A 26,889-nucleotide genomic window follows, 5' to 3' on the forward strand; every position below is an offset into this window, starting at 1 on the left:
AGGCTGTTCCTTGACCTTTCCTCGAATAAACTGTCGACGATCTGGTCGTCGACGGCCAGGCCCCGCGCTGCTGGTATCGCAAATGCGGTTCGCCTGGCCCTCGGGGGCTCAATGCCCGCGGCCCGATCAGGCGGCGGCGTTGGCCTTGATGAAGTCGATGGCGTCCTTCACCGACAGGATCTTCTCCGCGGCGTCGTCCGGGATCTCGACACCGAACTCTTCCTCGAAGGCCATGACCAGCTCGACGGTGTCGAGGCTGTCGGCGCCCAGATCGTCGATGAAGGAGGCGTTCTCCACCACCTTCGACTCCTCGACACCCAGGTGGTCCACAACGATCTTCTTCACGCGCTCGGCGATGTCGCTCATCTTTTAAGACCTTCCAATCCTTGAAACCGCTCGGGATAATCCGGTCGGAGCAACACGCGAAGAACGTGCCGTCCTGCCGCGAAAAGCCCCGTCCGATAACACATTTCAGCAGCCTTGACCAGCACCCGCGAGGGAGCCCGGTTGGCGCCGTTCTTCACACGTGGCGATGCCGCCCCGTCGGATCCTCATCAGATCATGGCCATGCCGCCGTTGATGTGCAGCGTCTGGCCGGTGACGTAGGCGGCCTCCTCGCTCGCGAGGTACACGACCCCGGCGGCGATCTCGTCCGGCTGGCCCATGCGGCCGGCCGGAATGGCGGGGAGCAGCTTCTGCTTCTGCTCGTCGTTCAGGGCGTCGGTCATGGCCGTGGTAATGAACCCCGGCGCGACGCAGTTGACGGTGATGTTGCGCGAGGCCAGCTCGGCGGCCAGCGACTTCGACATGCCGATCAGACCGGCCTTCGACGCGGCGTAATTGGCCTGCCCCGGATTGCCGGTGACGCCGACGACCGACGTGATGTTGACGATGCGGCCCCAGCGGCGCTTCATCATGCCGCGCATGGCGGCCCGCGACAGGCGGAAGGCCGCCGTCAGGTTCACGTCGATGACCGACTGCCAGTCCTCGTCCTTCAGGCGCATCGCGATCTGGTCGCGGGTCAGCCCGGCGTTGTTGACGAGGATGTCGATCTTGCCCAGGGCCGCCTCGGCGTCCTTGAACAGCTGCTCGGTCGCCGCGGCCTCGGACAGGTTGCCGGGCACGACGAAGGCGCGCTCACCCAACTCGGCGGCCAGGGCCTCCAGCGGGGCAACGCGGGTGCCGGACAGCGCGACGGCGGCGCCCTGGGCATGCAGCGCACGGGCGATCGACGCGCCGATGCCGCCGGACGCGCCGGTGACGAGGGCCGACTTGCCGGTCAGGTCAAACATGGATGGCCTCACGAGGCTGATGTATCACGGGTCTGATGCGGTCACAGGGTCTTCAGGAACGACTCGACATCGGCCGGCGTTCCGACCGACACCGCCGCCAGATCCTTGTCGATGCGCTTGGTCAGCCCGGCGAGAACCTTGCCCGACCCGACCTCGACCAGCCGCTCGACCCCCTGCTCCTTCATATAGAGCACGCATTCGCGCCAGCGCACCATGCCGGTCACCTGTTCGACCAGCAGGCGGCGGATGGTATTGGGATCCGACACCGCAGACGCGGTGACGTTCGCCACCACCGGAACCACCGGGGCGGAAATCGTGACGTTCGCCAGAGCCTCCGCCATCGCGTCGGCGGCGGGCTGCATCAGCGAGCAATGGAAGGGCGCCGACACCGGCAGGCGCACCGAGCGTTTCAGCCCGCGTTCCGCCGCCAGCGCAATGGCGCGGTCGATGGCGTCGGCGCTGCCGGAAATCACCACCTGCCCGACCGAGTTGTCGTTGGCGATGCTGCACACTTCGCCCTGGGCGGCGTCGGCGGCGATCGCCTGCGCCTGATCCAGGTCGGCGCCCAGCAGGGCCGCCATCGCGCCCTTGCCGACCGGCACCGCCTTCTGCATCGCCTGCCCGCGCAGCTTCAGCAGGCGCGCGGTGTCGCCCAGCGAGAAGGCGCCGGCGGCGCAGAGCGCCGAATATTCGCCCAACGAGTGGCCGGCGACGAAGGTGGCATGCTTGGACAGGTCGACCCCGCCCTCGCTCGCCAGAACCCGCATCACCGCGACGCTGACCGCCATCAGGGCGGGCTGCGCGTTCTCGGTCAGGGTCAGATCTGCCTCCGGGCCTTCGACCATCAGTCGCGACAGCCGCTGGTTCAGCGCGTCGTCCACCTCTTCGAAGGTGTGACGAGCGACTTCGAACGCTTCGGCGAGTTCGCGGCCCATGCCGACAGCCTGGCTGCCCTGCCCCGGAAAGACGAACGCCCTGGTCATGCTTCGGTGAAACCCTGGATGAATGCGCCCCGCCCCTGCGGCGGCACCATGGATTGGGCGACAGTCATACCCTCACTTTTTAGCAAGTCAAGCGACGCGCGATGACCAAAGCGACAATGGTGCGATAAAACGCCACGTATTGATGCAGAAGGCCCACGAAAAACCGCCGTGCGGAAGGGGTTGTTCGTGGGCTGACCCAGACGTACCGCGAATTGGGTCTTGTGGGTCTTGGGCCTTCTGCTGCGGCGCAAATCATAGGGCCGCGGTCATGCCTTGCCCACCAGCGCCACCCTGGTCCAGGGCCTGATCCGCGCCAACGATTCCAGCACCATCGGGCCGATCAAGCCGGCAATCAGCGCCACGCAGAAAATCACGCCGTCCGCGGCGTTCAGCCGGTGCAGCACCACCCTCGCACCGGCGGCGAACAGGGCGTGATGCAGGTAGATGGCGTAGGAGGAGGCTCCCACCATCCGGAAAACCCGGCCCGGCGGCATGGCATGCAGCAGCGTCACCGCTCCGCCCATCCCGCACAGCAGTGCGACGCCGCTGTTCCAGCCAAAATGCGGCAGGTGCCCCCAAAGCGACGCCTGATGCAGGGCCACGCCGATGGCGAGCGCGGCACCGGCGGCGCCCAGCATCGCCTGGCGGGGAACCATGGCGCGGAAGCGGGTCACCCCCACCCCCAGCAGGAAGTGCGGCAACAGGAAGCAGGCCTCGTTCACCGACAGGACGTTCGAATCGACATGAACCATCAGGCACGCAGCCACCGCAGCCGCCATGGCGAGCGCGAAGCCCCCCGGCCGGTCCATCGTGTGCAGCGCGTCGAGCAGCGCGACGCCCGTGAAGATCAGGAACAGCGCCTGCAGATACCAGAAGTGGGCATAGGAGAAGACGTAGATCCGCCACATCGAATCGGGGGCAGCGGTCCCGTTCGCACCGGGCGCATGGGTCTGCAGCAGATAGAAGAGTGTCGACACCACCAGGAACGGAAAGCCCAGCCGGCGCAGCTTCTTGACGAAGAAGGTGCTCAGCCGGTCGCCTCTGGCCGGGTTCAGGGCGTACACGAGCCCCGAGATGAAGGTGAAGAGCGGCATGCGGATCAGTTCGAAGCTGTCGGTGGCATAGCGGTAGACCGACCCATCCGCCACCTGCATGCCGGCCCCGGGAATGCCGACCACGTGGTAGGCGACCAGCAGGATGCAGGCCAGCCCCCTCAATTCCACGACATGATACGGCAACATGTTCTTGCGCATCGCTACTCCAGGCACCGGGCTGTCAGCGCCGCGGACGGAGCGCTCGGTCGACCGACGCACCGTGAACTCCGCCGCAAACGGCAGGCTGAACATGGCGCCTGGAGCGATCCAATGCACTTCGGTCAAATGCGCCAGAGCTTGTCCCGCGCGATAGCCACCCCTGCCCCGCCCCGCCCAACCCATGCCCAAAGCAGCGCAGCGGGGGTCATCCGGCCAGCTCTCTATAACGCGAATAGATTTTTCCGAAAGGCGGCGCATCCCGGGCCGGATTTCCACTTGCTACCACCGCCGGCCTGTGCATACTGCGCCGCTTCATAACTCCTTGCCGGCGGTCCGCCGTCGGCTAGGCCCGGGCAGCTGATCCGATCCATGAGGGATGGGGCACAGCGCCGGACCATGAACAGCCATGGGGAGTGCAATGGCACTTTACGAGTGCGTGCTGATCGCGCGCCAGGACATTTCGGCCGCCCAGGCCGAGCAGCTCTCTGAACAGTTCGCCCAGATCGTTCGCGACAACGGCGGTACGATCGCCAAGAGCGAATACTGGGGTCTGAAGACCCTCACCTACAAGATCAAGAAGAACCGCAAGGGTCACTACACCCTCTTCAACATCGACGCGCCGGCCGCCGCCGTCGCCGAGATGGAGCGGAACATGAGCATCAGCGAAGACGTGCTGCGCTTCATGACCGTGCGTGTCGACGCCCTCGATGCCAACCCGTCGGCGATGATGCAGAGCCGCAACGAGCGTGGTGAGCGCGGCGATCGTGGCGACCGTGGTCCGCGTCGCTTCGACGACCGTGGCCCGCGTCCGCCGCGCCGCCAGGAAAACGTTGCCGCCGCCGAAGGGGAGACCGCGTAAATGTCCGACAAGCAGACCACGGGCGCTCCGGCCCGCACCGGCGGCGCTCGCCGCCCGTTCTTCCGTCGCCGCAAGACCTGCCCGTTCTCGGGCGCGAATGCTCCGGCGATCGACTACAAGGACGTCAAGCTGCTGTCCCGCTTCATCTCCGAGCGCGGGAAGATCGTCCCGAGCCGCATCACCGCGGTCTCGACGAAGAAGCAGCGTGAACTGGCCCGCGCAATCAAGCGCGCCCGTTTCCTGGCCCTTCTCCCCTACGTGGTGAAGTAAGCCCGGCAACGGCCGAACTGTTTCGGTGAAGGTTCTTCAAGGGGTTTCCATGGCCTTGGGTCCGGCCGTACCGCTGGTGGTCGCCGTCGGCGGCGGTCTGGCAAGCGCATTCTTCTACCTGTCGGTCACGTTCGGCGGGATGGGTGCGCTGATCCTTGGCTATCTGGCCCCCCTGCCCCTGTTCCTGACGGGATTGTGGCTGGGGGCGCCGGCGGTGACGCTGGCCGGTCTGGCCGGCGCCGCCGCGGTGATGCTGGGCACCTCCGGCAGCACGCTGGTGGCGCTGTCCTACTTGGTGACCGGGGCCGCCCCGGCGATCCTGGTGGTGCGGCAGTCGCTGCTGGCGCGCACGCGGGAGGATGGAACCCTGGAATGGTATCCCCCCGGCCGGGTCCTGATCGGCCTGACCGGGATGGGCGTGGCGGCGCTGCTCGCCGCGGTGATCCTGACGCTCGACCAGCCCGGTGGGTTGGAAGGGCTGATGCGGCAGACCCTGGCCCGAGTCGTCGAGCCGGCGTTCCGTTCGCAGGGCCAGCCGGCCCCGGATCCCGAGGAATTCTGGGTGGCGGCTGTCCTGCCAGGGCTGGTTGCGGTCTCGTGGCTTGTCATGACGATCGTCAACGCGGTGCTGGCGCAGGGGGCGCTGATGCGGTTCGGCCGCAACCGGCGCCCTGCCATGCGTCTGGCCGAGCTGGAATTGCCGTATTGGCTGGCGCCGCTGTTCGCGGTGGCGGTCGCGGCGGCTTCGGCCGTACCGGGAACCTTCGGGTTCCTGGCGGTCAATCTGGCTCTGATCCTGGCGGTACCCTTCGCCTTTGCCGGGCTTTCGGTGGTCCATGTATTCGCCAGCAGCAAATCGGCGCGCACGCTGATCCTGGTTGGCTTCTACATGATGCTGTTTCTCTTCGGGTGGCCGATCCTGCTTTTGGTCGGCCTGGGCATGATCGAGCAATGGATCGGGCTGCGCCGCCGGTTTTCCCCCGCGGCCCCCGGTCAGGAGGACGAGTGATGGAAGTTATTCTGCTGGAGCGGGTCGAGAAGCTCGGCCAGATGGGCCAGGTCGTGAATGTGCGTCCCGGCTTCGCCCGCAACTATCTGCTGCCGCAGAAGAAGGCCATGCGCGCCACCAAGGCGAACCTGGCCGTCTTCGAGAAGCAGAAGGCCCACCTTGAGGCCGTGAACCTGGAGCGCCGCAAGGACGCCGAGCAGGTCGCGACCAAGATGGACAACGTGACGGTCGTCGTGATCCGTCAGGCCGCCGAGACCGGCGTCCTGTACGGTTCCGTGACCACCCGCGACGTCTCCGACGCGCTGACCGCCGCCGGCTACAAGACCGACCGCAAGCAGGTCCAGATCGACACCCCGATCAAGACCTTGGGTCTGTTCAAGCTGCGCGTCGTCCTGCATCCGGAAGTGTCGATCACGGTCACGGTCAACGTCGCCCGTTCGGCCGAAGAGGCCGAGCTGCAGGCCCAGCGTGGTGGCATGATCACCGCCGCCGACCTGCGCGACGAGGAAGAAGAAGAGACCTACGTCGAAGAGACCGCGACCGAGGAAGAGGAGGGCTGATCGCCCTTCTGCGGCTGAAGTCCCGAAGACGTCTTCGGGAGTTTGGCGGCACGTCGTACCGCTCGTCCGGAAACCGCCCGCCCCACCCGGGGCCGGGCGGTTTTCCGCTTTCGGGGCGGGCCGCAGCGACGGCGGACATGACTGCGTGCATATGTCCGCAATACCCAATTGGGTAGCAGTTCTGACCGATTGACGAATTGTCGCACCCCTTCCTGCGCGCCATGCTTGGAACGGCACCGCGGAAGGAGTTCGGCATGCTGCTGGTTCGTCTGCTTGCCGCCGCCAAGGGCGACGGAACCCTCAATCTCATTACGGCCGATGGGAAACACCATCGGATCGGATCCGGGTCACCAAACCTGACCCTTCGCCTTCACGACCACGCCGTGGAACGCGACCTGCTCATCAATCCGCGCCTGCGGTTTGGTGAAGCCTATATGAACGGCCGCTTTTCGATCGAAGGCGGCGGCATCTACGACCTGCTGTCGATGCTGATGAGCGGTGCCGAGGTGCAGGGCGCCCTTGGCCGCGCCATGGAGTCGCTGTCGCCGCTGCTGCGTCGCGCCCAGCAATACAACCCGATGCGGCGTTCCCGCCAGAATGTCGAGCACCATTACAACCTGTCACGCCAGTTCTATAAACTGTTCCTCGACCGGGACATGCAGTATTCCTGCGCCTACTTCGCGGAACCCGGCCTGTCGCTGGACGAGGCCCAGGAGGCCAAGAAGCGTCACATCGCCGCCAAGCTACTGATCGTGCCCGGCATGCGGGTGCTCGACATCGGCTGCGGTTGGGGCGGCATGGCGCTCTATCTGGCGCGGCACACCGGAGCGCGGGTGACCGGCATCACCCTGTCGTCGGAACAGCTCGCCGTAGCCCGCCATCGGGCGGTCGAGGCGGGACTGTCCGACCGGGTCAACTTCGAACTGCGCGACTATCGCGAATTCGCCGCCGCCCATCGCGGGGCCTTCGACCGCATCGTCTCGGTCGGCATGTTCGAGCATGTCGGCGTGCCGCATTACCGCAATTACTTCAACGCGGTGCGCGACATGCTGAACGACGAGGGCGTGGCGCTGATCCATTCCATCGGCCGGCTGGATGGTCCGGCAAGCACCAACCCCTGGATCCGCAAATACATCTTCCCCGGCGGCTATTCCCCTGCCCTGTCGGAAGTGCTGCCGGTCATCGAGCGGTCCGGCCTGCTGGCCACCGACCTGGAGGTTCTGCGCCTGCATTACGCCGAGACGTTGCGCCACTGGCGCGCCCGCTTCACCGCCCATTGGGAGGACGCGAAGGCGCTGTATGACGAGCGCTTCTGCCGGATGTGGGAGTTCTATCTGGCCGGAGCCGAGTTGGCCTTCCGCCTGCAGGGCCATATGGTGTTCCAGGTCCAGGTCGCGCGCTCTCTGGGCGCCGTGCCGCTGACACGCGACTACATGCTGAACGCGGAACGGGACCTCGCCAGCGCATCGAACGGTCAATCGGCGGAACTGCGGCCCTCGCGTACGCCGGAGTCGGCGGCCTGACCATTCCTGAGGCCGGATTTGAGGCTCCTACCGGCCATTCCGCCCCGCCAGCGGCTCAATCCGACCAACCGGTAATACCAATTGACCATCATGGCCGGCTGCGGGGCTGCGTTGCAAGCGGAATCGTGCGACATCGACGCCCGAGCCACCGGCGCGCCTTCCTTTCCGTCACGGGGCGATGCTATATAACCGCGATTGATTTCCGCCCGGGGTACCGGGGAGCCACCCAAGCGGCATGCTCCCCGGCAACAAGCGCCCGCTGGACGACGCGCCCGGCTCCCAAGGAATGACAACGCCCTTACCCGTTCGGGGAGATCTCGCACCCATGACCAAGATCAAGGTAGCCAATCCGGTCGTCGAACTCGACGGCGACGAGATGACGCGCATCATCTGGCAGTTCATCAAAGACAAGCTGATCCTGCCCTACCTCGACATCGACCTGAAGTACTACGACCTCGGCATCGAGAACCGCGACAAGACCGACGACAAGGTCACCGTCGAGTCCGCGAACGCCATCAAGCAGTATGGCGTCGGCGTGAAGTGCGCGACCATCACCCCGGACGAAGCTCGGGTGAAGGAGTTCAACCTCAAGAAGATGTGGAAGTCGCCGAACGGCACGATCCGCAACATCCTGGGCGGCACCGTCTTCCGCGAGCCGATCGTCTGCTCCAACGTTCCGCGCTACGTCCCGGGCTGGACCAAGCCGATCATCATCGGCCGTCACGCCTTCGGCGACCAGTACAAGGCCACCGACTTCGTCGTTCCCGGCCCGGGCAAGATGACGATCAAGTGGGAAGCGGCCGACGGCAGCCAGCAGATCGAGCATGAGGTGTTCGACTACCCGAGCGCCGGCGTGGCCATGGGCATGTACAACCTCGACGATTCGATCGAGGGCTTCGCCCACTCCAGCTTCATGTACGGCCTGGAGCGCGGTTACTCGGTCTATCTGTCGACGAAGAACACGATCCTCAAGGCCTATGACGGCCGCTTCAAGGACATCTTCCAGAAGGTCTTCGACGAGACCTACGCCGACCAGTTCAAGGCCAAGGGTCTGGTCTACGAACACCGCCTGATCGACGACATGGTCGCTTCGGCCCTGAAGTGGGAAGGCGGCTTCGTGTGGGCCTGCAAGAACTACGACGGCGACGTTGAGTCGGACGTCGTGGCGCAGGGCTTCGGCTCGCTCGGCCTGATGACTTCGGTCCTGGTCACGCCGGACGGCAAGACCGTCGAGGCCGAAGCGGCCCACGGCACGGTGACCCGCCACTATCGCGAGCACCAGAAGGGCAAGGAAACCTCGACCAACCCGATCGCCTCGATCTATGCCTGGACCCAGGGTCTGGCCTATCGCGGCAAGTTCGACAACACCCCGGACGTGATCAAGTTCGCCCAGACGCTAGAGCGCGTCTGCGTCGAGACCGTAGAGTCCGGTTTCATGACCAAGGATCTCGCCATCCTGATCGGCCCGCAGCAGCCGTGGCTGACCACCAAGCAGTTCCTGGACAAGCTGTCGGACAACCTGGAAAAGAAGATGGCTGCCTGGTCGTAAGGCCGGCGCCGTCTCTGTCCAGCGCTTATACTTCACAGGGTGCGACGCCGCGTCCGGGTCAAACCGGACGGCGGCTCAGCTAGGGTTCGGGCGGGGAGTTTCGGCTCCCCGCTTTTTTCTTGCCCGATTCGTGAAAGGACCGAACCCGATGCCCAACAATCTGTTCCGTGTTGCCGTCGTGGGTGCCGGCGAGACCGGAACCCCCTTGCTGCGCAAGTTGCTGGCCGCCCCCTTCGTCGAGCTGCTGGGTGTGGCGGATCTCGATCCGGATGCGCCGGGCATGCAACTTGCGAATCACCGCGGCGTGAAGACCACCACCAATTTCCACGAGTTGGCGCAGTTGGGCGAGCGGTTGGACGTGCTGATCGACGTCACCGGCGTGCCGGCCGTGCGCGATGCGCTGCGCAAGGCAATGCAGGAGACCGGCAACCACCATACGGTGATCGTCCATGAGATGGTCGTGCAGCTGATGCTGTCGCTGCTGAACGGCGAACTGGTCAGTCTGAAGCACGACACCCAGGACTATTGAGACGGATCGTCGCGACGGGGGCGGGATTTGCAGCCTCCGCGAATTGCCTCATGATGGGCAGAGGACGCCCGGTGCGGCGTTCCCCCCATGTCAGGAGCGGCCATCGATGGAACTCGGCATTCTGGTTATCGCGGCGTTCGTGCTGGTCGTCATCCTGGCGATCACCAGCGTCCGCATCGTCCCCCAGGGCTTCAACTTCATCGTCGAGCGGCTGGGCCGCTACCAGGAAACGCTGCATCCTGGCTTCAACGTGATCTTCCCGGTCATCAGCTCGGTCCGGGCCAAGGTGGACATGCGCGAGACCGTGGTGGACGTGCCGTCGCAAAGCGTCATCACCAAGGACAATGCCGCGGTGACCGCCGACGGCGTACTCTATTTCCAAGTGCTGGACCCGATGAAGGCGACCTATGAGGTCAATGACCTGCAGCGGGCGATCCAGACACTGGCGATGACCACCACCCGCACGGTGATGGGTTCCATGGACCTGGACGAGCTGCTGAGCCAGCGCGAGGCGATCAACGCCAGCCTGCTGCGCGCGGTGGACGAGGCTACGGCCTCCTGGGGCGTGCGGGTGACCCGCATCGAGCTGCGCGACATCACCCCGCCCGAAGATATCGTCCAGGCGATGGGCCGGCAGTTGAAGGCGGAGCGCCTCCGCCGCGCCCAGATCCTGGAAGCCGACGCCGAGAAGGAAAGCCAGATCCGCATCGCGCAGGGCAAGCTGGAAGCCGCCAAGCTGGAGGCCGAGGCGCGCGAACGGTTGGCGGAGGCGGAGGCCAAGGCCACCCGGCTGGTGTCGGAGGCGGTGGCACAGGGATCGAACCAGGCGCTGGGCTATTTCCTCGGCCAGAAATACATGGAAGCCTTGAAGGCATTCGCCGCGTCCCCAAACCAGAAGACCATGATCCTGCCGGTGGAATTGGCCGGCGTTGCCGGTGCGCTGGCGGGCTTGGGCGATCTGGTGCGCGACGCCGCCCCGCCCCGGCCGGCCACCTCGCCCTCACCCGCCCCGCGCAATCCCTGGTCGGTGCCGCCCACCACGACCGCGTCGGACGGGGAGTGAACGAATGTCGCCGCTGCTGTGGGGAGCGCTGGGTGCCGTATTGATCGCGGCGGAACTGGTAATCCCGGGCATCTTCCTGGTCTGGTTCGGCGGAGCTGCGCTGCTGACCGGGCTGGTGACGGCGCTGTGGCATGATTGGGGGCTGGTCAACGAGGCCGGTTTCTTCACCATCGCCGCCGGCGCGGCGATCGGTGTCGCCATCGTCCTTTCACGCCGCCGCAATGCATCGGTGGAAGGCAACGCCGCGCGGATCAACGACCGCGCCGGCCAGCTTGTCGGACGGGCGGTGACGCTGAGCGAGCCGATCGTCAATGGACACGGACGGGTGTTCGTCGGCGATACGTTGTGGTCTGTCGAGGGGCCCGATCGGCCGGCAGGTGCGGCGATGCTGGTCGCCGGACACAAGGGGATGGTGCTGGTGCTGCGCGATGCGGCCGAGGGGCCGTGAGACCTTCCCTGCGCAGCCGATTTCAGGATTTCGCCAACAAAAAAGCCCGCCTCTCCCCCGAGAGCGGGCTTTTTTGAATGGCTTGTCGACCGGTCAGGCGGCGCCGACGTTGCGATCTTCCTCACGCTTCTTGCTGCCCGAGGCGGGCTGGTAGGCCAGCGCAGCGTGTTCCGCGCAATAGGGCATGCCGGGCAAGGCGTTCTTGCCGCAGAAATGGAAATCCTGGTGCTTCGGGTCGCCGACCGGCCATTTGCACATCCGCTCCGTCAGAGCAAGGATGGTGGCGCCGCGCGTCGGCTTCTTCTTGATGGGCGACGGCCGGCCGGACAAGCCCAGGCGATGGGCCTTGCCGATGACCGCGTTGCGGGTGATGTCTCCCAGAATGTCGGCGATCTCGCTCGCGCTCAAACCCTGGGACCAGAGATCCTTGAGCTGTTGAATCCGCTCGTCCGTCCAACTCATCCCCGAGTACTCCCGATCCGGTGTCCGGTTATGCTGTGGCAAACAGGTCACGGTCTAGTGCCGTTTTCCATAAGCCGCAACATTTTGTGCCAGCCGGTGAAGAAGCTACCAGATGACGGCCGGAGACGATAGGGGGGCGCGGCAACATTCCTGTTGATAAGTCCGTGGGCAGACTCATGAATTCAGCGCGCCATAGACCTCTTCGGCGACGCCGGACAGGGTATCCCGATCGGCTTCTCCGGCGACGGCCAGCGCCAACCCATTGTCCTGCCAATACAAAGCGCGCACACCGCCATCCTGGGCGAAACGGAACGCTGAACCGGAGGTATTGGGAGAGGGGCGGATATACAACGTGATGCGACGCCCGGCCGCATCCTCGTACATGTACATTGCAACAGGTCCAGCGGAATCGGCCAAAAGCCGGCCGCCGATCAGTTGGTAGCCCCCTCTTGTGACTTTTGGGCAACGCATGTTCTTGCCCAGCCGCTTGGACAGCCAGTTCACCAGATGGGCCTCCTCATCGACGCCGATCTCGACCGGATGGCGGACTTCGACGGAGAAGACGCGGTGGGCGGCGACGGCATCGGCGATGAAGGCGGCGGTCAGCGGCTCGGCCCGCCAACCGACGCGGTCGCGCAACAGCCAGCCGCCGGCGCCACCGGCGACGAACATCAGGAGGGAGGCGGCGATCGCCGTTCCCCACCAGGCCCCCCTGCCCCGGCGTTGCGGGACCGGAGCGGCATGGTCGCGCGCGGTGAAGGGCGGGGTCAGGCGGTCGGGCAGCGGCTGGTCGATCAGCGGGCCGAAGCTCTGGCCCAACAGCGAGCGCTGGGCACGGTAGCGGTCGAAGCGCTGGGCGAGTTCGGGATTGTCGGCAAGGTGGCGCTCGACGTCGGCCAGCCGTTCCTCCGGCAACTCTCCGTCCAGCCAGGCATGCAGCTCAGCCTCGGTCACGGGATTGCGGGTGCCGCTCATCACTTGATCCTCCTGACGACCTGCTGGGTTCCACCGTCCAGCAGGACCCTCAATTTCTCGCGCGCCCGGGCCAGCCGCGACATCACCGTCCCGATCGGCAGTTCCAGAACCTCCGCCACCTCGCGGTAGGACAGCCCCTCCATCCCCGTCAGCAGCAGGATGGTGCGGTGTTCGTCGGTCAACTGGGCGAAGGCGCGGACGAAGTCGCGCACCGCCCCGCGGTCGGCCGGCGGGGCGCTGAGCGCCAAATCGTCGGCCAGATCCTCCACCGGCACCTCCGCGCCGCGCCGGCGCCGGCCGCGCTGGCCGGAGATGTGCAGGTTGTGCAGGATCGTCATCAACCAGCCGCCGAGCTTCGACGGGTCGCGCAAGGCATGGCGGTTGGCCAGCGCCTTCTCCACGCAGTCCTGAACGAGGTCGTCCGCGTCGGACCGGTTGCCCACCAGGGCGGTCGCATAGCGCCGGAGCCGCGGAATATGCGCGGCGATGGCGCGGTCGTCGATGTCTGGCGGGGGGGGCATGTCGGGTCCGGGCAAGGAGTCGTCACCTGTCATGACGCCCTGCCCTGCCGCTTTATTCCCACCGCCGCCATGGGTTCACTGGCCCGGCGAGGAGAAGCCAGCCTTGCCGTCGAAATTGCAGAGGTTTTCGGTCTGGGTGAAGTCGATCCCGGCCGCCGCCAGCCGGCCAAGCAGATCGACGATGGCGCCATGCTGCACCGGGCCGTGCTGCGTCAGGAAGCGGCAACGCCAATGGTCGGTGCAGAAGACGTCGGCGTTGCCGTCCGGCCAGACCCGCTGCGAGCGGTTGGAGATGCTGGTCAGCTTCAGCGCGTCGGTGGACAGCGGCAGCACCAGCTCCGCCAGATCGTCGGGCAGCCCGCCGGACCATTGCAGGAAGACATCGACGCCGACCAGTTCCTTCAGCGCGCGCACGCGCGGGGCGAGCCGGTTGATGCCGTCATAAGCCGGCCGCGCGGTCGAATAGCCCACCGGCGGCATGGTGACCGGGGTCTGGCCCAGCCGCTCCACCACCGCTTCGGCGAAGGCGGCGGTGCCGGCGCGCACACGGCCCAGGCCGCGGGCATAGATGTCGGCGGTATGGATGCCGTCCTCGATGGTCTTCAGCCAGGCATTGTGGATGCGCGCGGCGATGTCGCCCTGGCCGATATGGACCAGCATCATCACCGCGGCCATCAGCAGGCCGGACGGGTTGGCGATGCCCTGCCCGGCGATCATCGGGGCGGAGCCGTGGATCGCCTCGAACATGGCGCAGGTCTCGCCGATGTTGGCGGAACCGGCCAGCCCGACCGAGCCGGTCAGCTGGGCGGCGATGTCGGACACGATGTCGCCGTAGAGGTTCAGGGTGACGATGACGTCGAAGCGCTCCGGCTGGTCGGCCAGACGGGCGGCGCCGATGTCGACGATCATATGATCGGCCTTGATCTCCGGATAATCGGCCGCGATCTCGTAGAAGATTTTCAGGAACAGCCCGTCCGTCATCTTCATGACGTTGTCCTTGACGAAGGCCGTCACCTTTTGCCGGTGGTTGGAGCGGGCGAAGTCGAAGGCGTAGCGGACGATTCGCTCCGACCCCGGCCGCGAGATCAGCTTGACCGACTGGATCACGTCGTCGGTCTGGCGATGCTCGATGCCGGCGTAGAGGTCCTCCTCGTTCTCGCGGATGATGACCACGTCCATGCGCGGATGCCGGGTCCGCACATAGGGGTGGTAGGACACGCAGGGACGGACATTGGCGAACAGGCCCAGCGTGGTGCGGGCGACCACGTTCAGCGACTTGTTGCCATATCCCTGGGGCATGGTGATCGGCCCCTTCAGGAAGACCCGCGTGCGGCGGATCGACCCCCAGCCGGCGGCGTCCAGCCCGCCGGGATGGCCCCGCTTGTAGACGGCCTCGCCTGCCGGAACCTCTTCCACCTTCAGCCGCGCGCCGGCCGCGTTCATCACATATAGCACCGCGTCCGTGATCTCTGGGCCGATGCCGTCGCCGCGTGCGACCGTGACGGGGGTGATATCGCGCATGCACTCACTCCAAGGGGACGCGCGACCGTAGACGCAAACAGGGGCCTTTTTCAATGGTTGGAGGCAGCGACGGATCGCAGCAACGGGCGGAGCGCACTCCCTGCCTCCCGGCTTGACGGAAGGAGGGAGTGCGCCGCCGGTCAGTGGTGAGCCCCGGCGACGCCGCCGCGGCCGTCGGGCACGCCGATGCTGACATTCTGCATCATGCCCTGGTCCTCGTGGTCGAGGATGTGGCAGTGCAGCACATACTCGCCGATGAAGCGCTCGTAGCGGGTGCGGACGGTCACCTTGTAGACGCCCTTCGGCGGCTGGGCGGTGGTGAGCGCGTTGGCGTTGTCGCTCTTCACCCAGATGGTGTCCTTCCACACGCCCTTCATGCCGGCATAGTCGGGATCGCCCGAGCCGGGCTCGCTGACGTCGCGGCCGTCGGGACCGATGATCGAGATGATCTCGAACGGGTTGACGTGGATGTGGAAGGGGTGGCTGACGAAGTAGGATTCCAGTTCCCACTGCTGGGCGGTGCCCAGGATCACCGGCCGGTTGACCACGCTCGGCTGGTAGGCGGCGGCGCCCTTCGGACCATAGGTGCCGTCGGGATTCTCCACGACCTCGAAGCTGTTGGCGACCTGGAACAGCGGGTTGGTGCGCTTGCCCCCTTCCGGCGGCAGGTTGATGAAGAAGGTCAGTTCCTGCTTGGGCTGATGCATCACCTCATGCTCGGTGATCGGCCGGTGGGCGGTGAATTTGCTGAAGCGCGGGCAATAGGGGGTTTCGACCATGGTCTTACCGAAGCAACGCGCGGTCAGCCCGTCGATGACCTCCTTGGCGACCGACGGCGCGTATTTCGTCGCGTTGACCGTCAGCTGGCGGATGGTCTCCTTCACCGGGTCCTTGACCACCCGGTCGCCCTTCACGCGGACGAAGCCCAGCACGCCGGTGGCGGTGGCGGTCTGGTCCGGGCTGGCGTTGGCGGCCGCCGGCTTGTTGACGACGCAGTAGATGCCGGGTTCGGGGAAATTGACCAGCAGGTCGTCACGATAGCCCGGCTGCATCGGCACGCTGGTGCGCACCTGCCCTTCGTTCATGGTCAGGCCGTCGGAGGCCGCCAGGATGTAGGGCACCGGCTGCCCGGTGCAGCGTTCCTTGGCGAAGCGGTCCTGGTCGGCGGCCGACAGGGTCTTTTCGGCCTGGAAGAAGCCGGTGGGGTCCAGCTTGCGGAACTCCACCGTGATGGGGGAGCGGACGCCGCCATGGATCAGGCGCCAGCGTTCGGCCTGACCGGTCTTGGCGTTGGCGAACATCGGGCGCACGCGGCCGTTGACGGTGGTGAAGCGCCCGGACTGCTCCCAGGTGCCCGGCCCGAACTGGTCGTAGGACACGACCTCGCCCACCTCGCCCGGCGCGCAGCTCCAGTCGATGGAGCCGTCGGACTTGGTCTTCAGCTGGCCGTCCTTGGTGCAGGCGTAGGGGATCTGCTCGAACAGCAGGACCCGCTCGGTCATCGGCACGCCCTTGGGGCTCTTCAGCAGGGTGTCGAGGTCGCCGTTGGCGTCGGGGGTCGGCGGGCGGTCGCCGCGGATGATCAGCGCGCCGGCCATGCCGCTGCCGACCTGCAGGGCGGTCGAGCCGTGGCGGTGCGGGTGGTACCAGAAGGTGCCGGCCGGATGGTCGGCCGGGATGTTGTATTCATACTCGAAATCGACGCCCGGATTGATCGACACCAGCACATTGTCGCTGTTGCCGGTCGGGCTGACCCAGACACCGTGGCTGTGCAGATTGGTGCCGTTGAAGCAGTGTGGCGTGTTGATGTCCGCCGCCGCCTGATTGGCGCAGTTCGGATCGTCCGGCAGCTGGTTGTGCAGCTTGATGCGGACGGTGTCGCCCGGCGTCGCTTCGATGGTCGGCGCGACATAGGGATGGGCGGGGTCGACGTTGGTGCCGCGATAGCTGCGCAGCCGCACCGCGTCCGGACGGCCCTGGGCCGGATTGCGGATATAGCCGTCAGTGAAGGAGACGAACAGGTCGTAATTGCGTGCCTGCCCGGCGTGCGGACGCGCGGTCGCCTGCGGCTGCCGCATCAGCAGCGAACCGACGCGCGGCGATTCGGAGTTGGTCAGGACCGGCGGATTGCCGAACGCCTCGCCGGCCGGTTCCGCAGCGTCCTTCGCCGCCGCCGCGGTTGCCGCCATGGCGCCCGGCGCGCCGCCGAGCGCCAGGGGCAGCAGCAGGCCCAACAAATATGTATGCCTCATGAATTACTCCATCCGAAAAGACTTATGGTCGAAAATATGATTCCTGATAATTGATATTTTCAACGTTTATACACGCAATCCCATATGGGCCGGTCCGATGGGGCGGGGAGGCGGACGGCGGTGGATTGAACGTTTGAAACGCCGTGAACCGTTTTCCGGGCGACGTTCCAACGTTGCATCCGCTTACCGGCGGCGGGTGAAGGCGCCCTGCCCGCCCTGCCGTTCCAGCGCAGAGCCGAGGTTGGGGAAGGGATCGTCGGGGTTGTAGGTCCAGGGATAGACGCCCTTCTGCCCTTCGGCTTCCGGCCGCGCGAGGATGGCGGCGACCGCCTTCGGGTCGGGCGGCGTACGCTCGCGCAGCGCGCCGGGGACGGAGTCGTCGTCGAACGGCCCGGCCGCGTCGGCAAGGCCGGCCGAAGCGGCCGGGGGCGCCGGCTGCGGATCGGCGGGCGGGAGGTCCGGAGATTTGCCGGAAGGAGCGGCGGCGGGAGCGCTCTCCCTGCGCTCCATGCCCGGCTGGGAGTCGAAGTCCTTGAACAGGCCGAGCCGCTCGGCCAGCCAGCGCACGGTGGAGGGATCGACGGCGGAGACCAGCCGCTCGACCTGCTCCGTCACCAGGGCGCGCAGCGAGGCGAGCCGAAGGTCCGATTCGCGGTTCAGCGCCTGCCTCTCCCACCAGACGCGATGGCGGAAGGCCTGCGATCCGTAATAGGCCCGCCACAGCGTGGTGCGGCTGCAGCCCATGGCACGGGCGACCTGCTGGAACGAGGCCCCGCGCGCCAGCATGCCGGCGGCCATGACCCACTGTTCCTCGTGGAAGCGCGAACCGGGGACGAGGGAACCTTCGGGCGGGACCGGCGGCTCCTCGGCCCAGAGCGGGAATCTGTCGTCGGGGCGGCTGGCGGGGGGCAGGCAGTCGGGCATGGGGCGTCTCCGGGATCGGGTGGGCGGACGCTCCTATTTCAGCGGGAAATTTGGCAGGTTGGTAGGATAATTTTCATATTTTGTGTTAGCGTGGCCTCCCGGCGGTCGAGGCGCGCGGTCTTTGGACTGTGGCAGGGCCACTTGAGGGCCGTTGCCAAAGGTACGGCAATGCCGCATATTGAGAGTGATGGACATCGAACTCGACACCGAGAAGGACGCCATCAACCGGGCCAAGCACGGCTTTCCATTGGCCATCGGGCTGATCGTCCTCGAGAACCGTGTCGGCGATGTCGCGGACCCACGGGAGTATGCGACGGAGTTCGGGACCGAATACCGCCGCCTCGCGTTCGGGATGATCGCCGGACGGCTGTTCATCTGCGTCTACACGATGCGCGGCGAGACCTACCGACTGATTTCGGTGCGGAAAGCCAACAAGAGGGAGCAACGGACATGGCTACGGTGAAGGTCACCAAGGAAATGGCGGCGGACGCGCTCCGGGGGATTGACTGGGCAGCCGTTGACGCCACGACCGACGAAGAGATCGCGCGGCAGGTGGCCGGTAATCCCGACGCTGCCCCGATCCTGTCCGACGCCGAGTTGGAGCGGGCGACCTTCGGCGAACGTGTGAAAGCGATTCGTGAACGGCTGCGACTGACCCAGCCGGCCTTCGCCGAACGCTTCGGCTTCCCCACCGCCAGCCTGCGCGATTGGGAGCAAGGCCGCCGCAAGCCGGACGCCGCGACCACGGCCTATCTGGCCGTGATCGAGCATGAACCGGAAGCGGTGATGCGGGCGCTGGAGAAATCGCGGGCGGCTTAATTATATCAATGCCATAAATGCTACTGGTCAACGGGAACAGCTTCCTTGCTGCCTTCCATTGCAATCAATTTGGTCTTAAATATTTTTCCGATCGATAGCTCAGTCGCCCCTCCATTCCTAATAACTGATGTTTTACCAACCATTTCACCCCATTCAGATGATCCTCCTTCAATTGGTTCATCTTTAAATCCACTTTCCTCAATAGCGTCCAACACCGTATTCGATAAATAATTTTTAACTAAGAAATTAGTAACTATGCGCCCTCCAAAATTCAACGGGCGCGGAAGTTCTATATTTCTACTCAATATATAGTACATCTCGTTGTTAATCAAAGCAGTCTCACCTGACCTTACTTCAGACAATTCTTGTCTAGCTTCCACCTCCCTGACAGCGAAGCGTCCGCTGTCTGATGGGGGGGGCGAAACCTCATAGGAGATACATCGTCAAAAAACTCAAGAAAACCTTCAGGAGATCCAAAAGCCGAGCCGGCAGAGATCATTCCAGATAAAATCAGAGATTTAGATACAGAACTTCTAATAATTGCATCTTCCAACAGACCTTCTTCACTTTTCGATATATCAATTAATGGAGCATAATCTGGATCAACAACCCTAAGATGACTTCTCTCCTTCCCGCCCTGAATCCCAATAAATAATCCACTCCCTAACCTCTGACCAGAAATTTCTGGACGAAGCTCAATCATCGTTTTCTGGACAACCGCTCCATTTGCACCTTTCTTCGTATTGTGAGACAGTTGCTTGTTTCTAGCAGATATGCTTGATTGAGTTCCCTTGCACTCAAGAACATGCCACTTTCCATTGATATCCCTCATTACAAAATCAGGAGTCTTTAACGGGCCTCTTTTATTCGTACGCCGGAGAGGCTTATTCAAAAGATGAGCCATCCTTTTTACAAAATAAACGCCATCAACTGGCATTTCTTTAATATTAAGAGTATCCATTATCCAATGCACAGGTACAGCAACACCAATATCATCACTCAGAATCGTTTTTTGATGAGGATCAAGGTTAGCGTACTCTGGCGCTAACGTTAACGTCTTATCAACAGGAGCTGCTGTAAAGGCATAAAAGTATCTTATCCAGGCCCAATGTTCCGCAAGAGACATTCCCAGTGCTGCTACGGGGGTAGTTAGCAGTCCCAGCCTATGAAGCATGGATTGCACGTCTAAATTTATAATCCGATTCACAGGACTGAACGCTGTTGGGAAAGTCGGTGTTTTAGGTGGGTTCCAAGTCTTCTTATCGACGGAAAGCCTTACACTTCTAATAGATGTCACCTTAATCACCACATCTCTAGGGCGAACAATAGAACTATAAAGATAATTTAAGAGCGTAAATTTATCGTGAAAACCCACAGAAGATTATCTCTTGCCGCACCTAAAAACTTTCGGATATGTGCCGACCTTATAGGCTAAACAATTAGAACGCTTCTCACCTCCCCAACTCTCGCATAGCCCCGTCCAGCCCCTCCAGCGTCAGTGGGAACATACGGCCTCCCATCAGGCGCTGGAGCAGGCGGGTGCTTTCCGTGTAGTCCCAGTATTGCGGCGGGGTCGGGTTCAGCCACACCGCCTTGGCGTAGACCGACAGCAGGCGCTGCATCCACACCTGCCCGGCTTCCTCGTTCCAGTGCTCGACGCTGCCGCCGGGGTAGACGATCTCGTAGGGGCTCATGGCGGCGTCGCCGACGAAGACCAGCTTGTAGTCGGCGGGATAGGTGTGCAGGACGTCCCAGGTGGACAGGCGCTCGGTGTGGCGGCGGGCGTTGTCGCGCCAGACGCCCTCGTAGACGCAGTTGTGGAAGTAGAAGTGCTCCAGGTGCTTGAATTCGCTGCGCGCGGCGGAGAACAGCTCCTCCACGAGGCGGATGTGGTCGTCCATCGATCCGCCGATGTCGAGGAACAGCAGCACCTTGATCGTGTTGTGCCGCTCCGGAACCATCTTCAGGTCGAGCCAGCCGGCGTTGTTGGCGGTGGCGCGGATGGTGCCGGGAAGGTCCAGTTCGCTGGCCGCCCCGCTGCGGGCGAATTTGCGCAGGCGGCGCAGGGCCACCTTGATGTTGCGGGTGCCGATCTCCACCCGGTCGTCCAGATTCCTGAACTCGCGGCGGTCCCACACCTTGACGGCGCGGCGGTGGCGGCTCTCCTTCTGGCCGATGCGCACGCCCTCCGGGTTGTAGCCGTAGGCGCCGAAGGGCGAGGTGCCGGCGGTGCCGATCCATTTCGATCCGCCCTGGTGCCGGCCCTTCTGCTCGGCCAGACGCTGGGCCAGCGTCTCCATCAGCTTCTGCCAGCCGCCGAGCGCCTGGACCTGCGCCTTCTCCTCGTCGGTCAGGAAGCGTTCGGCCAGCTTGCGCAGCCATTCCTCCGGCAGGTCGGTGACGGGGACCTCCTCGCCGGCCGGGGTCTCGTCGGTCAGGCCCTTGAAGGTGGCGCCGAAGACGCGGTCGAAACGGTCGAGGTTGCGTTCGTCCTTAACCAAGCATGCACGACTGAGATAATAGAAGTCCTCGACGCGGAAGGACGCGGTGCCCTGCTTCATGGCCTCCATGAGCGTCAGGTACTCCGTCAGCGAGACGGGGACGCCGGCCTTGCGCAGATCGAAGAAGAATGACGTGAACATGGGCGCGGTCCTTCGCATCGGGGTTCCCCAAGGGCGGGGTTCCCCAGGGCGGAGAATAATGCAATGCCCCAGCCGAGAGAACAGCATGAGCCTACCTAACGCTCCCCTCCTGGATTTCGCACGGGCGCTGGATTTCGCCGCGCACAAGCACATCGACCAGCGCCGCAAGGGCGTGCGGGCCGAACCCTACGTCAACCACCTGTCGGAAGTGGCCCTCCTGGTTGCCCAGGCGACGGAGGGCAAGGACCCGGTCGTGGTGATCGCCGCCCTGCTGCACGACACGCTGGAGGACACCGACGCCAGCTATGAGGAGATCGAGGAGCTGTTCGGCACCGAGGTGGTGCAGGTCGTCGCCGAGACCACCGACGACAAGCGGATGTCGAAGGCCGAGCGCAAGCAGCACCAGATCGACGCCGCTCCCCATGCATCAAAGCGGGCGAAGCTGGTGAAGCTGGCCGACAAGGTGTCGAACCTGCGCTCCATGGCGCACAGCCCGCCCGCCGACTGGCCGCTGTCGCGCAAGGTCGAGTATTTCGAATGGGCCCATGCAGTGGTCGCGGGGCTGCGCGGCGTCGATGCCCGGCTGGAGGCTCTGTTCGACCGCGCCTATCACGACGGGCTGGCGGAACTGCGTGGGCAGGCGGTGTAATCCTCCGCGGATTGATTTCGCGCAATGCGGCTTCATCACGGAAGTCTTATGGAGAAGGGACGACACGAGACGCCACCCGCGCCGCTGACGGCCGAGGAAAGATGCCATGTCCCTTCCGCAAGAAGACACCACCCTCACCCGCCGCCCCGCTCAAGCGGCCAAGGCGACCGCCACTTCCCACGCAGAGCCGCATGAGGAGCCGGGACGCCACTGGTTCGTCAACCGGCCCAAGGTTTATGCAGCCGACGTGAAGGGCCGGTTCCGGCAGATCAAATGGGCGGCGCTGATCGTCCTGCTGGCGATCTACTACATCACGCCGTGGCTTCGCTGGGAACGCGGGCCGGGGATTCCGGACCAGGCGGTGCTGATCGACATGGTCGGGCGCCGCGCCTACTTCCTGTGGATCGAGATCTGGCCGCAGGAGGTCTATTACCTGACCGGCCTGCTGATCCTGGGCGCCTTCGGCATCTTCTTCGCCACCACGCTGGCCGGGCGCATCTGGTGCGGCTATGCCTGCCCGCAGACGGTGTGGACCGACCTGTTCATGTGGGTGGAGCGCAAGATCGAAGGGCCGCGCACCGCCCGCATCCGCCTGGACAAGGCGCCGATGACCGGCGCGAAGTTCGCCCGCAAGTCGGCCAAGCATGCGGCGTGGGTCGGCATCTCGCTGCTGACCGGCGGGGCGTGGGTGTTCTATTTCAACGACGCGCCGACGCTGATGAACGACCTGCTGCATGGCGAGATCACCAGCGGCGTCGCCACCTTCATCGCGCTGTTCACCTTCACGACCTATTTTTTCGCCGGCTGGGCGCGCGAGCAGATCTGCATCTATGTCTGCCCGTGGCGCAGCTTCCAGTCGGCGATGGTGGACGAGGACACCTTCCTGGTCACCTATGAGGACTGGCGCGGCGAAGGCCGCGGGCCGATGCGCAAGTCGCAGAGCTGGGAGGAACGGCAGGCGGCGGGCCTTGGCGACTGCATCGACTGCAAGCAGTGCGTCCATGTCTGCCCGACCGGCACCGACATCCGCGAAGGTCAGCAGATCTCCTGCATCGGCTGCGGCCTGTGCGTCGATGCCTGCAACGACGTGATGCGGCAGATCGGCCGGCCGATCGACCTCGTGCGCTTCGACACCCAGTCGAACCAGATCGCCAAGATCGACGGCAAGCCGGAACGGGTGAAGCTGGTCCGGCCGCGCACGGTGATCTACTCGCTGATCATGCTGGTGGTGCTGTGCGCCATGGGCATCGCGCTGATGCTGCGGCCGACGCTGGACGTCAGCGTGCTGCGCGACCGTGCGCCGCTGTTCGTGACGCTGTCCGACGGGTCGGTGCAGAACGCCTACACCATCAAGGTGCTGAACAAGACGCACATCGCCCGCAGCTATCTCGTGACGTTCGACGGCCTGCGCGACGCGCATCTGTCGGTGGCCGGCGATGAAGCCGCCGGCAGCGGCGGCAGCCTGACGCTGAAGGCCGATGCCGACACGGTGGCGACCTACCGGGTGTTCGTGAAGGTGCCGGCGGCGTCGGTGAAGCCGGGCTCGACCGACGTGGCGGTGATCGCCAAGGACCAGACCAGCGGCGAAGTCGGCAAGCACGCCAGCGTGTTCATGGCGCCTTGAGGGTCGCCTGTCCGGGGGCTGTCCCCTCTCCCCCCCCGGGGAGAGGGTTAGGGTGAGGGGGATGCGCGGCGGGACTTCGAGGGAGGTTCGGCATGTGCGTCCCCCTCACCCAGCCCTCTCCCCGGGGGGAGAGGGTTACCGCTCTGAGGAGAGGGCCTTTTACGTCACCTTCGTCCGGGTCCGTTTCACCGTCGTGGGCGGGGGGGCGTCGCCGGTGGGGTCGTCGAGCGCGCTCAGCAGGCGTTCCTTGATCTTCGCCAGCTTGCCTTCATGCGTCACCTTCAGGCCGAAGACGTCCTTCACATAGAAGACGTCGATGGCCTTCTCGCCGAAGGTGGAGACCTTGGCCGAACTGATCTGCAGGGTCAGGTTCGACAACGCGCGGGTCAGGTCGTAGAGCAGGCCGGGACGGTCGCGGCCGTTGACCTCGATCACCGTGTGGGTGGTGGAGGCGTTGTTGTCGATCAGCACGCGCGGCGGCACATGGAAGACGCGGGTGCGGCTGGCCTGGGTGGTGCGGCGGGTCGACAGGTCGTTCAGCGGCTTCAACTGGCCCGACAGCACCTTCTCGATCATCACCGACAGCCGGGCGAGCTTGTCGCCGCTCTCGAACGCACCGCCGGCGGCGGCGTCCTGCACCGAGAAGACGTCGAGCGCCATGCCGTTGGTCATGGTGAAGATGCGGGCATCGACGATGTCGGCGCCACAGGCGGCCAGCGCCCCGGCAAGGCGGGAGAACAGGCCGCTGTGGTCGGTGGCGTAGATCGTCACCTCCGTCACCGCCCGGCCGCGGTCGACGCGGGTCTCCACCGTCAGCGGGCGCTGTTCCCGCTCCGCCTCGCGGACGAGGCGGGCCTGATGGGCCAGCGTGTCGGTGTCGAAGGCCAGCCAATAGCCGGGATAGCCGAGGCTCTTGTGACGCTCGAACGCCTCCTCGTCGAAGTCGGTCAGTTCGGCGCGCAAGGCGGCCTGTGCCGACTGGATGCGCCGGCCGCGCCCTTCCACCGTCATGCCGCCGGACATCAGCTCTTCCGAGCGGTTGTAGAGTTCGCGGAGAAGCGTGGCCTTCCAGTTGTTCCAGCGCTGCGGGCCGACGGCGCGGATGTCGGCGACCGTCAGCACCAGCAGCAGGCGCAGGCGTTCCGGCGACTGGACCAGGGCCACGAAATCGCGGACGGTCTTGTCGTCCTCCAGATCGCGCTTGAAGGCGGTGTGCGACATGGCGAGGTGCCAGCGCACCAGCCACGCCACCGTCTCCGTCTCCTCCGCCGTCAGGCCCAGACGCGGGCAGAGCTTTTCGGCGACGCGGGCGCCCAGCACGGAATGGTCGCCGCCGCGGCCCTTGGCGATGTCGTGCAGAAGGACGGCGACATAGAGCGCGCGTTTCGAGACGACCTTGTGGATCACCTCGGTGGACAGTGGCAACTCGTCGACATGCTCGCGCGACGCGATCTTGTGCAGGATGCCGAGAGCGAACAGCGTGTGCTCGTCCACCGTGTAGACATGGTACATGTCATACTGCATCTGCGCGACGACCCGGCCGAAGTCGGGAATGAAGCGGGCCATCACCCCGGCCTCGTTCATGCGGCGCAGCGTGATCTCCGGATCCTTGGGGCCGGTCAGGATGTCGAGGAAGAGGCGGTTGGCCTCCGGATCGTTGCGCAGCTTCGGGCCGATGGCAGTCAGCGAGCGGGTGATGGAGCGCAGCGCCGCCGGGTGGATGTCGATGTCGTTCATCTGCGCGGTGTGGAACAGGCGGATCATGTCGATCGGCTGTTCCTTGAACTGCTTGTCGCTGCGGGCGTTCAGCCGTTCGCCGTCGACGATGAAGCCGTCCACGTCCTTGCGCCGGGCGACCGACGCCAGACGCAGCAGGTTGAACTTGGGCGGGCGCTTCGACTCGGCCTCCAGCGCGGCGCAGAAGATGCGCGTCAGGTCGCCGACATCCTTGGCGACCAGGAAGTAGTGCTTCATGAAGCGCTCGACGCCCTTGGTGCCGGCATGGTCGGTGTAGCCCATGGCGGCACCGATGCTGGTCTGGACGTCGAAGGTCAGGCGGTCTTCCAGACGGCCGGTCAGGTAATGCAGGTGGCAGCGCGCGGTCCACAGGAAGTTCTGCGCCTTGGCGAAGCGCTGCGCCTCCTCCGGCGTCAGCACCTTCTTGCCGACCAGCTCGTCGACGCCCTCCACCCGGTAGAGATACTTGGCGATCCAGAACAGGGTCTGCAGGTCGCGCAAGCCGCCCTTGCCGTCCTTCAGGTTGGGTTCCAGCACATAGCGGCTGTCGCCCATCTTCAGATGGCGGTTGTCGCGCTCCGCCAGCTTGGCCTCTACGAATTCGGGGCCGGTGCCGGCGACGACCTCCTTGTCATAGCGCTTGCGCAGCTCGGCGAACAGCTTGCCCGGACCCCAGAGATAGCGGGATTCCAGAATGGCGGTGCGGATGGTGACGTCGGCCTTGGACTGGCGGATGCACTCGTCCACGCTGCGCACGGCATGGCCGACCTTCAGCCCCAGATCCCACAGGATGTAGAGCATGTATTCGACCACCTGCTCCACCCGCGGCGTGCGCTTGTAGGGCAGCAGGAACAGGAGGTCGATGTCCGAGAAGGGCGCCAGCTCGCCACGGCCATAGCCGCCGGTGGCCGCCACGTCGAACACCTCGCCGGAGGTCGGGTTGGCGGTGGGGAAGATGAAGCGGACGGTGAAGTCGGCCAGCGTGCCGACCAGCCGGTCGGCGAGATAGCAGTTCTCCCGCACGCACTGCTCGCCCGATCCGCCGGCGTCGAAGCGTTGCCGGACTTCCGCCCTGCCCTCGGCCAGCGCCTTGCGCAGGCAGGCGATCAGCGCCGGGCGCAGCTTGTCGCCGGTGCCGTGTTCGGCGACCAGATCCTCAAGCTCCCCCGCCAGCTTCCGGCGGGAGATGATGGCGCGCTTGTTCGGGATGGCGGGCGCGGGCGACTCGGGCGGGGGCGGCGCCTTGGAGCGGGACAGCATCGGTCGGGGAAAACCTCGGCTTCTAAAGCGGCGTGCAGGCGATCCGGAATGGCCGCAACGGCCGCACTATAGCGGTAAAGCCTTCAGGTAGCACGCCCGCACTGGAAAACCAGTGCGCCCCGCCTGCTTGTGCCTGTGGTTGTGACGGCCGTCACAGCGGTTCCC

27 protein-coding genes are annotated in these 26,889 nt (G+C 65.0%); 13 read left to right on the top strand and 14 right to left on the bottom strand.

Annotated features, from left to right (window positions below; genetic code table 11):
* Positions 1 to 126 precede the first annotated feature (126 nt).
* The 4 genes from FZ938_RS03075 to FZ938_RS03090 form a co-directional block, all read right to left on the bottom strand.
* Positions 127 to 366, bottom strand: coding sequence for an acyl carrier protein (locus FZ938_RS03075; RefSeq protein WP_014247969.1), 240 nt, complete (start codon positions 364 to 366; stop codon positions 127 to 129).
* A gap of 188 nt (positions 367 to 554) precedes the next feature.
* Positions 555 to 1,292, bottom strand: coding sequence for a 3-oxoacyl-[acyl-carrier-protein] reductase (fabG, locus tag FZ938_RS03080; RefSeq protein ID WP_109074453.1), 738 nt, complete (start codon positions 1,290 to 1,292; stop codon positions 555 to 557).
* Positions 1,293 to 1,333: 41 nt separating this feature from the next.
* Positions 1,334 to 2,275, bottom strand: coding sequence for an ACP S-malonyltransferase (gene fabD / locus FZ938_RS03085; RefSeq protein WP_149197191.1), 942 nt, complete (start codon positions 2,273 to 2,275; stop codon positions 1,334 to 1,336).
* A 266-nt stretch (positions 2,276 to 2,541) separates the two neighbouring features.
* Positions 2,542 to 3,528, bottom strand: a complete 987-nt coding sequence (locus FZ938_RS03090) for an acyltransferase family protein (RefSeq protein ID WP_149197192.1) — start codon at positions 3,526 to 3,528, stop codon at positions 2,542 to 2,544.
* A gap of 418 nt (positions 3,529 to 3,946) precedes the next feature.
* Here FZ938_RS03090 and rpsF point away from each other — a divergent pair, with 418 nt between their 5' ends.
* The 9 genes from rpsF (at position 3,947) to FZ938_RS03135 (ending at position 11,338) form a co-directional block, all read left to right on the top strand.
* Positions 3,947 to 4,387, top strand: coding sequence for a 30S ribosomal protein S6 (gene rpsF, locus FZ938_RS03095; protein WP_085089177.1), 441 nt, complete (start codon positions 3,947 to 3,949; stop codon positions 4,385 to 4,387).
* Positions 4,388 to 4,657, top strand: a complete 270-nt coding sequence (gene rpsR / locus FZ938_RS03100; protein WP_012974291.1) for a 30S ribosomal protein S18 — start codon at positions 4,388 to 4,390, stop codon at positions 4,655 to 4,657.
* Positions 4,658 to 4,706: 49 nt separating this feature from the next.
* Positions 4,707 to 5,666 carry a DUF2232 domain-containing protein gene (locus FZ938_RS03105; protein WP_149197193.1) on the top strand — a complete coding sequence of 320 codons (960 nt, stop codon included), beginning with the start codon at positions 4,707 to 4,709 and terminating at the stop codon, positions 5,664 to 5,666.
* A complete protein-coding gene (gene rplI / locus FZ938_RS03110) occupies positions 5,666 to 6,226 on the top strand; it encodes a 50S ribosomal protein L9 (protein WP_149197194.1) in 561 nt (186 codons plus the stop codon). Before FZ938_RS03105 ends, rplI begins: the two co-directional genes overlap by 1 nt.
* Positions 6,227 to 6,480: 254 nt before the next feature.
* Positions 6,481 to 7,749, top strand: coding sequence for an SAM-dependent methyltransferase (locus tag FZ938_RS03115; RefSeq protein ID WP_149197195.1), 1,269 nt, complete (start codon positions 6,481 to 6,483; stop codon positions 7,747 to 7,749).
* A 325-nt stretch (positions 7,750 to 8,074) separates the two neighbouring features.
* Positions 8,075 to 9,298: an NADP-dependent isocitrate dehydrogenase gene (locus FZ938_RS03120; protein WP_085089173.1), complete on the top strand. Its 1,224-nt coding sequence runs from the start codon at positions 8,075 to 8,077 to the stop codon at positions 9,296 to 9,298.
* 148 nt (positions 9,299 to 9,446) lie between these two features.
* Complete coding sequence (locus FZ938_RS03125) at positions 9,447 to 9,827, top strand: oxidoreductase (RefSeq protein ID WP_149197196.1); 381 nt, start codon at positions 9,447 to 9,449, stop codon at positions 9,825 to 9,827.
* Between the two features lie 106 nt (positions 9,828 to 9,933).
* A complete protein-coding gene (locus FZ938_RS03130; RefSeq protein ID WP_149197197.1) occupies positions 9,934 to 10,890 on the top strand; it encodes an SPFH domain-containing protein in 957 nt (318 codons plus the stop codon).
* Positions 10,891 to 10,894: 4 nt separating this feature from the next.
* A complete protein-coding gene (locus FZ938_RS03135) occupies positions 10,895 to 11,338 on the top strand; it encodes an NfeD family protein (RefSeq protein ID WP_149197198.1) in 444 nt (147 codons plus the stop codon).
* Between the two features lie 93 nt (positions 11,339 to 11,431).
* Here the strand turns inward: FZ938_RS03135 and FZ938_RS03140 are convergent, their stop codons facing one another.
* The 6 genes from FZ938_RS03140 to FZ938_RS03165 all read right to left on the bottom strand — a co-directional run bounded on the left by FZ938_RS03140 (position 11,432) and on the right by FZ938_RS03165 (position 17,993).
* Complete coding sequence (locus FZ938_RS03140; protein ID WP_149197199.1) at positions 11,432 to 11,800, bottom strand: GcrA family cell cycle regulator; 369 nt, start codon at positions 11,798 to 11,800, stop codon at positions 11,432 to 11,434.
* Positions 11,801 to 11,974: 174 nt separating this feature from the next.
* Positions 11,975 to 12,775 carry an anti-sigma factor family protein gene (locus tag FZ938_RS03145; protein ID WP_149197200.1) on the bottom strand — a complete coding sequence of 267 codons (801 nt, stop codon included), beginning with the start codon at positions 12,773 to 12,775 and terminating at the stop codon, positions 11,975 to 11,977.
* Complete coding sequence (locus FZ938_RS03150; protein ID WP_246457479.1) at positions 12,775 to 13,296, bottom strand: RNA polymerase sigma factor; 522 nt, start codon at positions 13,294 to 13,296, stop codon at positions 12,775 to 12,777. The genes FZ938_RS03145 and FZ938_RS03150 overlap by 1 nt, the downstream gene beginning before the upstream one ends.
* A 75-nt stretch (positions 13,297 to 13,371) precedes the next feature.
* Entirely contained in the window at positions 13,372 to 14,817 is a 1,446-nt protein-coding gene (locus FZ938_RS03155; protein WP_149197202.1) for an NADP-dependent isocitrate dehydrogenase, read from the bottom strand.
* 140 nt (positions 14,818 to 14,957) lie between these two features.
* Positions 14,958 to 17,069: a multicopper oxidase family protein gene (locus tag FZ938_RS03160; protein ID WP_149197203.1), complete on the bottom strand. Its 2,112-nt coding sequence runs from the start codon at positions 17,067 to 17,069 to the stop codon at positions 14,958 to 14,960.
* A gap of 183 nt (positions 17,070 to 17,252) precedes the next feature.
* Complete coding sequence (locus FZ938_RS03165) at positions 17,253 to 17,993, bottom strand: helix-turn-helix domain-containing protein (RefSeq protein ID WP_149197204.1); 741 nt, start codon at positions 17,991 to 17,993, stop codon at positions 17,253 to 17,255.
* A gap of 187 nt (positions 17,994 to 18,180) precedes the next feature.
* Between FZ938_RS03165 and FZ938_RS03170 the strand changes: the two genes are divergently transcribed.
* Positions 18,181 to 18,456: a BrnT family toxin gene (locus FZ938_RS03170; protein ID WP_149197205.1), complete on the top strand. Its 276-nt coding sequence runs from the start codon at positions 18,181 to 18,183 to the stop codon at positions 18,454 to 18,456.
* Positions 18,444 to 18,812: a helix-turn-helix domain-containing protein gene (locus FZ938_RS03175; RefSeq protein ID WP_149197206.1), complete on the top strand. Its 369-nt coding sequence runs from the start codon at positions 18,444 to 18,446 to the stop codon at positions 18,810 to 18,812. The genes FZ938_RS03170 and FZ938_RS03175 overlap by 13 nt, the downstream gene beginning before the upstream one ends.
* Before the next feature lie 20 nt (positions 18,813 to 18,832).
* Here FZ938_RS03175 and FZ938_RS03180 read toward each other — a convergent pair whose 3' ends face one another.
* The 3 genes from FZ938_RS03180 to FZ938_RS03190 form a co-directional block, all read right to left on the bottom strand.
* Complete coding sequence (locus tag FZ938_RS03180) at positions 18,833 to 19,144, bottom strand: hypothetical protein (protein ID WP_149197207.1); 312 nt, start codon at positions 19,142 to 19,144, stop codon at positions 18,833 to 18,835.
* Positions 19,145 to 19,161: 17 nt separating this feature from the next.
* Positions 19,162 to 20,187: a hypothetical protein gene (locus tag FZ938_RS03185; protein WP_149197208.1), complete on the bottom strand. Its 1,026-nt coding sequence runs from the start codon at positions 20,185 to 20,187 to the stop codon at positions 19,162 to 19,164.
* A gap of 76 nt (positions 20,188 to 20,263) precedes the next feature.
* Positions 20,264 to 21,454: a vWA domain-containing protein gene (locus tag FZ938_RS03190; RefSeq protein WP_149197209.1), complete on the bottom strand. Its 1,191-nt coding sequence runs from the start codon at positions 21,452 to 21,454 to the stop codon at positions 20,264 to 20,266.
* Between the two features lie 85 nt (positions 21,455 to 21,539).
* On the opposite strand from FZ938_RS03190, the gene FZ938_RS03195 reads away from it, so the two are divergent.
* A complete protein-coding gene (locus FZ938_RS03195; RefSeq protein WP_149197210.1) occupies positions 21,540 to 22,103 on the top strand; it encodes an HD domain-containing protein in 564 nt (187 codons plus the stop codon).
* Positions 22,104 to 22,209: 106 nt separating this feature from the next.
* Entirely contained in the window at positions 22,210 to 23,727 is a 1,518-nt protein-coding gene (gene ccoG, locus FZ938_RS03200) for a cytochrome c oxidase accessory protein CcoG (RefSeq protein ID WP_149197211.1), read from the top strand.
* Between the two features lie 159 nt (positions 23,728 to 23,886).
* Here ccoG and FZ938_RS03205 read toward each other — a convergent pair whose 3' ends face one another.
* Positions 23,887 to 26,724, bottom strand: a complete 2,838-nt coding sequence (locus FZ938_RS03205) for a [protein-PII] uridylyltransferase (RefSeq protein ID WP_149197212.1) — start codon at positions 26,722 to 26,724, stop codon at positions 23,887 to 23,889.
* Between the last annotated feature and the right edge of the window lie 165 nt (positions 26,725 to 26,889).

The organism is Azospirillum oryzae, from assembly GCF_008364795.1.
In the GTDB taxonomy this organism is placed as follows: domain Bacteria; phylum Pseudomonadota; class Alphaproteobacteria; order Azospirillales; family Azospirillaceae; genus Azospirillum; species Azospirillum oryzae.

Bases quoted from the DNA above. Each gene is read 5' to 3' on its own strand.
- FZ938_RS03125 (WP_149197196.1), top strand. From the start codon at position 9,447: ATGCCCAACAATCTGTTCCGTGTTGCCGTCGTGGGTGCCGGCGAGACC.
- ccoG (WP_149197211.1), top strand. From the start codon at position 22,210: ATGTCCCTTCCGCAAGAAGACACCACCCTCACCCGCCGCCCCGCTCAA.
- FZ938_RS03105 (WP_149197193.1), top strand. From the start codon at position 4,707: ATGGCCTTGGGTCCGGCCGTACCGCTGGTGGTCGCCGTCGGCGGCGGT.
- FZ938_RS03075 (WP_014247969.1), bottom strand. From the start codon at position 366: ATGAGCGACATCGCCGAGCGCGTGAAGAAGATCGTTGTGGACCACCTG.
- FZ938_RS03140 (WP_149197199.1), bottom strand. From the start codon at position 11,800: ATGAGTTGGACGGACGAGCGGATTCAACAGCTCAAGGATCTCTGGTCC.
- FZ938_RS03170 (WP_149197205.1), top strand. From the start codon at position 18,181: ATGGACATCGAACTCGACACCGAGAAGGACGCCATCAACCGGGCCAAG.
- FZ938_RS03190 (WP_149197209.1), bottom strand. From the start codon at position 21,454: ATGTTCACGTCATTCTTCTTCGATCTGCGCAAGGCCGGCGTCCCCGTC.
- FZ938_RS03115 (WP_149197195.1), top strand. From the start codon at position 6,481: ATGCTGCTGGTTCGTCTGCTTGCCGCCGCCAAGGGCGACGGAACCCTC.
- FZ938_RS03155 (WP_149197202.1), bottom strand. From the start codon at position 14,817: ATGCGCGATATCACCCCCGTCACGGTCGCACGCGGCGACGGCATCGGC.
- FZ938_RS03165 (WP_149197204.1), bottom strand. From the start codon at position 17,993: ATGCCCGACTGCCTGCCCCCCGCCAGCCGCCCCGACGACAGATTCCCG.
- FZ938_RS03090 (WP_149197192.1), bottom strand. From the start codon at position 3,528: ATGCGCAAGAACATGTTGCCGTATCATGTCGTGGAATTGAGGGGGCTG.
- rplI (WP_149197194.1), top strand. From the start codon at position 5,666: ATGGAAGTTATTCTGCTGGAGCGGGTCGAGAAGCTCGGCCAGATGGGC.
- rpsR (WP_012974291.1), top strand. From the start codon at position 4,388: ATGTCCGACAAGCAGACCACGGGCGCTCCGGCCCGCACCGGCGGCGCT.
- FZ938_RS03205 (WP_149197212.1), bottom strand. From the start codon at position 26,724: ATGCTGTCCCGCTCCAAGGCGCCGCCCCCGCCCGAGTCGCCCGCGCCC.
- FZ938_RS03175 (WP_149197206.1), top strand. From the start codon at position 18,444: ATGGCTACGGTGAAGGTCACCAAGGAAATGGCGGCGGACGCGCTCCGG.
- FZ938_RS03135 (WP_149197198.1), top strand. From the start codon at position 10,895: ATGTCGCCGCTGCTGTGGGGAGCGCTGGGTGCCGTATTGATCGCGGCG.
- rpsF (WP_085089177.1), top strand. From the start codon at position 3,947: ATGGCACTTTACGAGTGCGTGCTGATCGCGCGCCAGGACATTTCGGCC.
- FZ938_RS03160 (WP_149197203.1), bottom strand. From the start codon at position 17,069: ATGAGGCATACATATTTGTTGGGCCTGCTGCTGCCCCTGGCGCTCGGC.
- FZ938_RS03130 (WP_149197197.1), top strand. From the start codon at position 9,934: ATGGAACTCGGCATTCTGGTTATCGCGGCGTTCGTGCTGGTCGTCATC.
- FZ938_RS03195 (WP_149197210.1), top strand. From the start codon at position 21,540: ATGAGCCTACCTAACGCTCCCCTCCTGGATTTCGCACGGGCGCTGGAT.
- FZ938_RS03150 (WP_246457479.1), bottom strand. From the start codon at position 13,296: ATGCCCCCCCCGCCAGACATCGACGACCGCGCCATCGCCGCGCATATT.
- fabD (WP_149197191.1), bottom strand. From the start codon at position 2,275: ATGACCAGGGCGTTCGTCTTTCCGGGGCAGGGCAGCCAGGCTGTCGGC.
- FZ938_RS03120 (WP_085089173.1), top strand. From the start codon at position 8,075: ATGACCAAGATCAAGGTAGCCAATCCGGTCGTCGAACTCGACGGCGAC.
- fabG (WP_109074453.1), bottom strand. From the start codon at position 1,292: ATGTTTGACCTGACCGGCAAGTCGGCCCTCGTCACCGGCGCGTCCGGC.
- FZ938_RS03145 (WP_149197200.1), bottom strand. From the start codon at position 12,775: ATGAGCGGCACCCGCAATCCCGTGACCGAGGCTGAGCTGCATGCCTGG.